General features: G+C 45.1%; 8 protein-coding genes. All 8 read right to left on the bottom strand.

All coding sequences use genetic code 11. The features are described 5' to 3' along the window. Window positions 1-679 (bottom strand): thiamine-phosphate kinase (thiL, locus tag VMW39_06760; GenBank protein HUW23713.1); only part of this gene is annotated, 679 nt, incomplete at its 3' end. Between the two features lie 84 nt (window positions 680-763). Further along, on the bottom strand, window positions 764-991 hold the full coding sequence (locus tag VMW39_06755) for a hypothetical protein (protein ID HUW23712.1): 228 nt from the start codon (window positions 989-991) through the stop codon (window positions 764-766). 44 nt (window positions 992-1035) lie between these two features. Continuing rightward, window positions 1036-2598, bottom strand: coding sequence for an NAD(P)H-hydrate dehydratase (locus VMW39_06750; protein HUW23711.1), 1563 nt, complete (start codon window positions 2596-2598; stop codon window positions 1036-1038). 80 nt (window positions 2599-2678) lie between these two features. Then, window positions 2679-3029, bottom strand: a complete 351-nt coding sequence (gene acpS, locus VMW39_06745) for a holo-ACP synthase (GenBank protein HUW23710.1) — start codon at window positions 3027-3029, stop codon at window positions 2679-2681. 236 nt (window positions 3030-3265) lie between these two features. Beyond that, window positions 3266-5110 (bottom strand): glutamine--fructose-6-phosphate transaminase (isomerizing), encoded by a 1845-nt coding sequence (gene glmS / locus VMW39_06740; protein HUW23709.1) that lies wholly within the window; start codon window positions 5108-5110, stop codon window positions 3266-3268. Between the two features lie 20 nt (window positions 5111-5130). Beyond that, complete coding sequence (locus tag VMW39_06735; protein HUW23708.1) at window positions 5131-5844, bottom strand: pyridoxine 5'-phosphate synthase; 714 nt, start codon at window positions 5842-5844, stop codon at window positions 5131-5133. A 129-nt stretch (window positions 5845-5973) separates the two neighbouring features. After that, window positions 5974-7062, bottom strand: coding sequence for an HD domain-containing phosphohydrolase (locus VMW39_06730; protein HUW23707.1), 1089 nt, complete (start codon window positions 7060-7062; stop codon window positions 5974-5976). A gap of 248 nt (window positions 7063-7310) precedes the next feature. Beyond that, the coding region (locus tag VMW39_06725) for an ATP-binding protein (protein HUW23706.1) at window positions 7311-8802 on the bottom strand (1492 nt) is incomplete at its 5' end.

The following is an 8802-nucleotide window of genomic DNA, read 5'->3' as shown; positions in this document are numbered from 1 at the left end:
TCCCGGAGATAATTTCTGCCTCTTTCACTCTCGGCTGGGGAAGTAGATGTTTCTTTATAAGATTCTTCTTACACTTCTGGAGATAATCGGATTTCCCTGGAATTTTCCATCTCCCCTTAAGTATTTCTAACCCGGCAGCCGAATCTCCAAAATTTCCCGTAACCAGTATCCTGTCTCCCACCTTAGCTCCAGAGCGATAGACCACCCTGCCTCTTGCCACTTCTCCCAGCAAACTTAGAGTGACTACCGCATTCCCGGGAGAAGAAACTACATCGCCGCCGACTATCCTGACCCCAAATTTCCTTCCACACTTTAGCATCCCTTCGTATAGACCATCCACATCTCTGGTCAAACTGTCTTTAGAGAGCGCTAAAGAAACGAGAGCATACTTTGGCTTTCCCCCCATAGCAATGATGTCGCTAATCGAGGAGACCATTGATTTATAACCTATCTGTTCAAAATCGGCATCCTCAGTATCAAAATGGACTCTCTCCACCATTGTATCAGTGGTAGCCACTAAAAGCTTCTCACCATAAGGCTCAATCACTGCTGCATCATCACCAATGCCAGCAATAATTCTCTTAATCTGAGAAGAAGGGTAATGTTTCTCCACTCTCTTCTTTATCCGTTCTATTAATTCAAACTCACCAATTTTCGATATCTTCATTGAATTAAACAAAAAAATTTCCTAAAAAATGGTCGCTGTCCCTATTAAACAAAAAAGGGGCTCTTATTAAGGAGCCCCCCCTGTTGTATGTTTGAATTATTCCTTCTTCTCTTCAGAAGCCGGTGCTTTTGCCTCTTCCTTTTTAGAGACAATTTTATCCTTTACGCTGCTAACACCAGCAATTATAGCCACCAATCCTCCCCCTACTAACATCGCCGGAAGAACTCCTTTCAAAACTACCCACAATTCAAACCAAAGCTGTCCCACAAAAAACCAGATTACGCCAATCGCTGCAATCACTAATCCGCCAATAATACTACCCATTCCGTTCACCTCCTCCTAAAATTGTTTGCCTTTTCTGGCAACTTTTAATTTTCTAATACTTCTCTCACTGCTCCTGGTATTTTCTCCACTATATCTGAGGCGATAAGGCTCATTTCTCCCTTCTCCCGTCTGGCCAAATCTCCTGCCAGACTATGAAGATAGACTCCACAGATGGCAGCAGAAAGTAAACTATTTTTCTTTCCCGTCTCCAATAACCGAAGTTGACCTACCAACCCACCAATCATCCCCGATAGAACATCACCACTACCTCCGCTGGCCATTCCCGGATTGCCCAGGGGATTAATAAACACATCTTCTCCTTTTGTAACTACCGTCTGGTATCCTTTCAGGACACATATCAAATTATTCTTCTCGGAGAATTCTAAAGCATATCCTATTCTTTCTCTCTGTATATCCTCTGCTTTCTTTCCCAGCAATCTCCCCAGTTCTCCGGGGTGGGGAGTGATAATAATTTTAGCTTTTGCCTTAGCCAGAGTTGCTTCGCTGGCTAACAAATTTATTCCGTCAGCATCCAGGATACAGGGCAAAAAAACTTTGTTAAGTATCTTCTTCACCAGTTTTCCCGTGCTTCTGTTAGTGGAAAGCCCCGGCCCGATAACAATAACGTCCACCTTCCTCCTTTCTATAAAATCTAAAATTTCATCTATTCCTTTTGCACTCAAACTCTTCTCCTCAGTTTCCGGTAGAGGAAGTGTCATAGCTTCAGTAATTTTAACTTCCATAATAGTATTCAGGCTTTCAGGAATTCCCAGGGTTACCAACCCCGCTCCCACCTTCAATGCCCCCTGGCAAGCCAAAGTTGCCGCTCCCGTCATACCGGAAGAGCCAGCCAGAATTAGAACGTGCCCAAAGTCTTTCTTATGAGCATCCTTTCTTCTCTTTGGTAATATTTCTCTGATTTCAGAAGAGGTAAGCATGCTCCACCGGGAAGGTAAATCTTCATCTTTTATTCCAATATCCACAGCCCTGATATTTCCCACAAACCTGTAACCTGGATAGAGAAAGAGCCCCTTCTTGGGATAAGCAAAAGTCACAGTCAAATCAGAATCTACACAGGGACCCCCAACTTCTCCTGTATTACCGTTTACTCCCGAGGGAATGTCACAGGCAACCACGTACTTCTTTGAATTATTAATGGCTTCAATTGTATCTTTTGCCATATCCCCTATAACGCCTGAAAATCCTGTGCCAAAAATAGCATCAACTATTATATCGCTCCGGAAAATCTCTTCTTTTATCTTTTCAGTAGAAAGGTCCTTAAGAGGGATGATGTCTATATCAGCTCCCCTTGCCCGGGTCAGATTAGTCTTTGTATCCTCTCTCATTTCCTCTTCCTCTGCAAGAAGAATCACTCTAACCTGAGCACCCAACCTTTTCAATTTCCTTGCCACTACCAGCCCATCTCCTCCGTTATACCCCTTTCCCACAAAAACAACAACCTTTTTCTTAACTATATCGGTAATTTCTTTCTGGAGAACCGCAACCAGCCCAGTCCCAGCCCGCTCCATCAATTCAATTCCCGCAGTACCTTCGGAAATCGCCTTATTATCCAGCACTCTCATCTGTTCAGAAGAAACTATCTTCATATCAATTCTTAATACCTGCGGGTTCGATGAATCGAACCCCTACAATATGTAGGGGCTCAATTTATTGAGCCCGCCTTCCCCTATTCAACCACTATCGCCTGGGCAACCGCATAGTCACGAGAGTGGGTTAGACTAACCAAAATTTTTAAAGGGTCCAGCCTCTTACCTTTCAGATAAACCTGCGGCTGACCATTCGACCTGTTTCTAATCTCTATATTTTTAAAACCCACACCTCCTTTTCCCAGCGCCTTCCAAACAGCTTCCTTGGCAGCAAAGCGAACTGCATAGTGGTGATACTTTTTCCTCTTCTTCTCACAATACCTGATTTCGTTCTTAGTAAATACGCGGCCCTTCAACCGCTCATCTTTTTCCATTAACTTCTTAATTCTACTGATTTCAACTATATCTATGCCCGTGCCAGAAATTGGCATTCCTTTTCTCCTTCTCCTATTCAATGTAGCCGCTCCCATGCATCGGAGCGTCCATATTCGCAGGCTAAAGCCTGCGGCTACCAAGACTGATAATAACATGGTAGTCGCAACCTTTAGGTTGCGTTAGTTCTTGCAGGCTAAAGCCTGCACCTACCATTTTTGTTATGATACAAAAAAGTATCAGGAAAATCAAGTCATTTTCTAAATACGGATTCTATGATTTATGCCAACTTAGATTACTCAACAGTAACGCTCTTGGCAAGATTACGCGGCTGATCCACATCGCAACCTCTGAGGGCAGCAATATGATAAGCTAACAGCTGCAGCGAAACCACATTGACAATAGGAGACAGTATCTCCATCGTCTCCGACAAATAAAATACATACTCGGCTTTCTTCTTAATCTCCTTATTTTTCTTCGTAGCCAAGGCAATTACAATCCCATCACGAGCCCTCACTTCTTCTATATTCGCCACCACTTTTTCGTAGACTCTGCTATCAGTGGCAATAGCCAGAACAGGCATATTCTCATCAATCAGGGCAATCGGGCCATGCTTCATCTCGCCAGCAGGATAGCCCTCTGCGTGAATGTACGATATCTCTTTCAATTTCAGTGCGCCTTCCAGCGCGATGGGATAATTTATGTGGCGCCCTAAAAATAGAAAATCTATCTTCTTAAAATAACTCTGTGCGCAGGCTATAATCTCCTCTTGATTTTCCAGAACCTCTTCCACCTGGTGAGGAATGTGCAGAAGATGCATCAATATATTCCTTGCTTCTTCTTTTCCCAAAGTTCCCCTTACTCTCCCTAAATAGATTGCCAGAAGGCATAGAGCCGTAAGCTGGGCAGTGAATGCTTTGCTGGAAGCCACCCCGATTTCCGGCCCGGCCCGGGTATAGATTACGCCATCTGCTTCTCGCGTGGCTGTAGAACCGAGCACATTGCAGATAGCTAAAGTCTTTCCACCCTTCTTCTTTGCTTCCCTCAACCCCGCCAGCGTATCCGCCGTCTCTCCCGATTGGGAAATCAAAAGAACGAGAGTATTGCCATTTATAATAGGGTTTCTATAGCGAAATTCAGAACCGATGTCCACCTCACAGGGAAGCCTCACCAGTTCCTCGAAAAGGAACTCCCCGTAGAGCGCAGCGTGATATGATGTGCCACAGCCAACGATATAAACCTTCTCAATCCTTCTAATCTCTTCTTTGGAAAGTCCCAGCTCTTCCAGATAGACCTCACCCTTATCTGGCGCCATCCTTCCCCGGAACGTGTCCTGGATAGCCCGGGGCTGCTCGTGAATCTCCTTGAGCATAAAATGCTTATAGCCGCCCTTTTCCGCCATCACCGGGTCCCAGCTTATCTGAAATACTTTCTTTTTTATTTTCTTACCCGACTTTTCATATACTTGCACCCCGTCGGTACTCACCTCGGCCGTCTCACCGTCATCAAGATAGATTACTTTCCTGGTATGTCCCAGGATTGCCGGAACATCAGAAGCAATAAAATATTCTTTTCTCCCCAGCCCAATAACCAGGGGACTCTCCTTGCGGGCGCAGACAATCTTATCCGGGTCATCAACAGAGATAACTCCCAAAGCGTATGAACCCTCCACTTCTTTAAGCGCCCTCTGAAGTGCGAAAAGAATGGACTTCTTCCCTCTCGATTTGGCGAGATACTTCTCCACAAGATGGGCCAGAACCTCAGTATCCGTTTCCGACCTAAATCTATGACCCTCCTTTATCAATCCCTTCTTCAATGTGAGATAGTTCTCAATAATTCCATTATGCACTACCACCAGTCTCTCCTGGCAATCAGTATGCGGGTGCGCATTTTCTTCCGAGGGTCTGCCGTGGGTCGCCCATCTCGTGTGGCCCAGGGCTATATTTCCCTTACAGGGCTTATCCCTCAACACATTTTCCAGGTTAGTAATCTTCCCCACGCATCTTCTTAACTCCAGCCTCCCCTTCTCAATCACGCCAATGCCTGCTGAGTCATAGCCCCGATATTCTAACCTCTTCAACCCATCTATCAAAATCGGAACAACATCCTTATTCCCAATATAGCCCACAATACCACACATAAACCACCTCTTTTTCCCTCTCACTTAATTAATTTTTTCATCTCCCTCACTGCCCGAGCCAGGCCAACGAATACAGAACGACTAATAATAGAATGTCCAATATTCAAATCTTCTATTCCAGGAATTCCTGCCACCGGTCTCACATTCTGGTAATTGAGTCCGTGACCAGCGTTGAGGCGTAACCCTAACTCTACTGCCAGCTTACCCGCCTGTTTCAATTTCTTAAGTTCCTTTGATTGCCTCTCTTTCCCTTTTGCCTCTGCATAGGTTCCCGTATGGAGTTCCACGCAATTGGCGCCAACTTCCTTAGCCGCTCTAACCTGTTTAGGTTCAGGGTCAATAAAAAGACTCACCAGAATTCCCTTCTTGTTAAGCCTCCTAACCACCCCTGCCAATCTTCTCCTCTGCCCCCAGACATCCAGCCCACCCTCAGTAGTTAACTCTCTCCTCTTCTCAGGAACTATACACACCTCATCGGGAACAACTCTTAAAGCAATCTCCATAATCTGCCCAGTTGCAGCCATTTCCAGATTCAATTTTGTGTTAACTATTTTCCTCAAAGAATAGACGTCTCTATCCTGAATATGCCTGCGGTCCTCTCTCAAGTGCACAGTGATTCCCTGCGCGCCTGCCTTCTCGCAAATCTTTGCAGCTTCTATAAGGTCAGGATAAGGAGTAAATCTCGCCTGCCGCAGAGTCGCCACATGGTCAATATTTACTCCCAAGTTCGCCATTTGTATCCTCTACAAAATTATTTCCTCCTCTCCCCTCGGGGGAGAGAGGATGAGACACGAGGTAGTCGGGCTCGTCCCTGAGCCCGACAATCCTCTCCCCTACGGGGAGAGGGTATGGGTGAGGGGGGACTATTCCTCCCCCTCTGTTATCTTCTTTACATCCTCCTCAGTCAAAATGTTATGCTCTTTAAGAGCAATTATGAACGCATCTACTGGTTCAGGATCGAATTGTGTCCCTTTACATTTCAACAATTCTTTTGCTGCTTCTATGGGAGTCCCTGCTTTTCTGTAGGGACGGTCAGAAGTCATAGCATCATAAGCATCAGCCACAGCCATGATTCTTGCCCCACTAGGAATCTGTTTCCCTTTTAACCCGTCCGGATAGCCTTTCCCATCCCACCTTTCGTGGTGGTGACGGGCCACCAGAGCATAATCCTTGAACTCCTCGACACCTTCCAGGATATGAGCTCCCTTCACGGGATGCTCTTTAACCTTCGCCCACTCCTCCTTAGTAAGCTTGCCAGGTTTGTTCAATATTCCATCAATAATTCCGATTTTACCAACATCGTGCAAAAGACCACCATTTCGGAGAATTTTTCCAGCATCTAATGTCACATTCTCCCAGCCCTGCTTCCCTCTCAGTTTCTCGCCTATCCAGGTAGCATATCGGGTAACCGATTCAGAATGTCCATGAGTATAAGGGTCCCTTGCCTCTAACGCCTTAGCCAGAGCATAGAGAGCTTGCACAGCAGTCTGTGCCAATTTCCCGTATGCTTTCTGGAGTTCATCCGCTTTCTTCTCTATCTCCTTGTAAAGAAGCCCCTTCTCTTGTACCTCTCTTCGCAAATCTTCAAATAATTGTGTATGCACCTTACCCAACGCTACATTCTGCAGGTAGTCAAAACTAAAGGGCTTAGTAACATAATCACTCGCTCCCAACTTTGTAGCTTCTTCAATTTTCTGCTTATCCTGGACGCCAGTAACCATAATCACCTTAATTGTATTATCGAACTCTCTTATGCGAGCCAAAACATCCATTCCAGACATACCTGGTAAACCTATATCCAGAAATACAAGGTGTGGCCTCGAATTCTTTATCAACTTCAAAGCATCCTCTCCATTAGAGGCAGTATAAACCTCATAGTTCTGCTTCTCAAAGAAATCTTTCAAAAACCCGCGCATATTAGGCTCATCTTCAACCACCAACAATTTTATCAACCCTTTCCCCCCTCTCTTCCTACCTAATTCTCTATATTTTGTAGCTTCTATGTAGGGGACGGACTCTGTGCCGTCCCTTCTTTTGGGCGACCACGGAGTGTCACCCATACATTTTGTAGCAGCAAAGCGCTGTCATTGCGAGGAGCATAAGCGACGAAGCAATCTCGAGATTGCCGTGCTCCTTTGTAGGCACGATTTCAAATCGTGCAGATGGCTTGGCGTTGAAAAGTTCCTTAACGACGAACAAACTATCTTTTGATCACGCCTTCCTCTTTCCACATCGGAAGACGCATAGTAAAAGTTGTTCCCTTCCCCATCTCACTCTCTACATCAATAGTCCCATCGTGTTTTTTGATTATATTATAAACCACAGACAATCCCACGCCAGTCCCCTGCAATTTTGTAGTAAACAGAAAATCGAAAATTTTACGCAGATTCTCTGGAGAAATTCCACCCCCTGTATCCGATACTTTTATTTCCACCACTTCAGGATTGCCAAATGCTCTTGCCAAAATATTAATACTTCCCGGTGTCTCATCTTCCATCGCCTCTAAAGCATTATTGAAAAGGTTGAGGAAGACCTCCTGAAGTTCCCCGGCAATTCCTCGAATTTTTGGCAAATCTTTAGGAATCTCCTTTACCACATTTATCTGGTTCTTACGTAAGGGATGCTCCACCAATCCCAAAGTAGCCTCAATCAAATCCTCCAATCTCACAGATGTAAAATCGCCCATTGGCGCTTTCACATACCCCATTATTCTATCAATAATGTGAGATATACGGAAAGCTTCATCTTTTATCTTTATCAACTTATCTTCAGTATACTCGACAATCTTTTCCTTCTCCTCCACAGATTGAGCCTTGAGCAAATCCTCTCTCATAGTCGCCAAACTCAATTCAATACCGGAAATAATAATTGCTACAGGATTATTTATCTCATGAGCAAAACTTGCCGCCAGTTGACCCATTGACGAGAGTCTATCCGCCTGAGCCACTGAGGCATAAGCCTGCTGGAGATCCTGGCTGAGCTGAGCACTCCTTATAGCCAAACCAGCATACCGGGAAAGTCTGAAGAAGAGTGACAGTTCCTGCGGTCTGAACAAGCCCCTCTCTTTCTCTCCCAGAATCAGAAAACCCAAAAGTCCCTCTTGATAGTAACTGGGAACGCAAAGCACTGCTTTTAACTCGACCATTATTTTTTTAAGTTCCATTAGAGAAGGCTCAATGTAATCACCCAGACGAAGGAGCCTTTCCTCCTTAAGCCAGAAATCAATATCCTCCCTCTGCAGAACATCCAGCTCTCTCCTCCTGACAAATCTCTTTTCAATTATAAGGGGAACTATCTTCTTAAACCAAATATAAATAGGATTCTCTTTCTCAGGAAGAGTCCTCTCCAGAGAAATCTTCCTCGTCCCCGAAGTAGACTTCAACAGATACTCCCCTCTATCTTTATCCAGGAGGAAGATAGTAGCGTGGGTTATCCTGATATCCAGGGCAGAATAATAGAACTGAGTAAGATATCTGGGGATTATCTTCACCAATCTCTTAACACTATCTATCTCAATCATCCCCTGCGCCGTCCTCTCCAGATGCTCCTCTGCCGTCAACTCCTTCTCCCGCTGTTTCCACTCAATCTTGCGAATTAAAAAGAGCGCCGCAAAAGGACCAACCAGAGCCAACCCCGCAAAAAGCCCCAATGGAGGAACCCACCAGAACCTCTGCATCGCTCCCACAAGCCAG

It is taken from the genome of bacterium, from assembly GCA_035530055.1.
GTDB lineage: Bacteria > UBA6262 > WVXT01 > WVXT01 > WVXT01 > WVXT01.
Note: the sequence above shows the minus strand (reverse complement) of the source record. Positions and strands in the feature narration are given on the sequence as shown.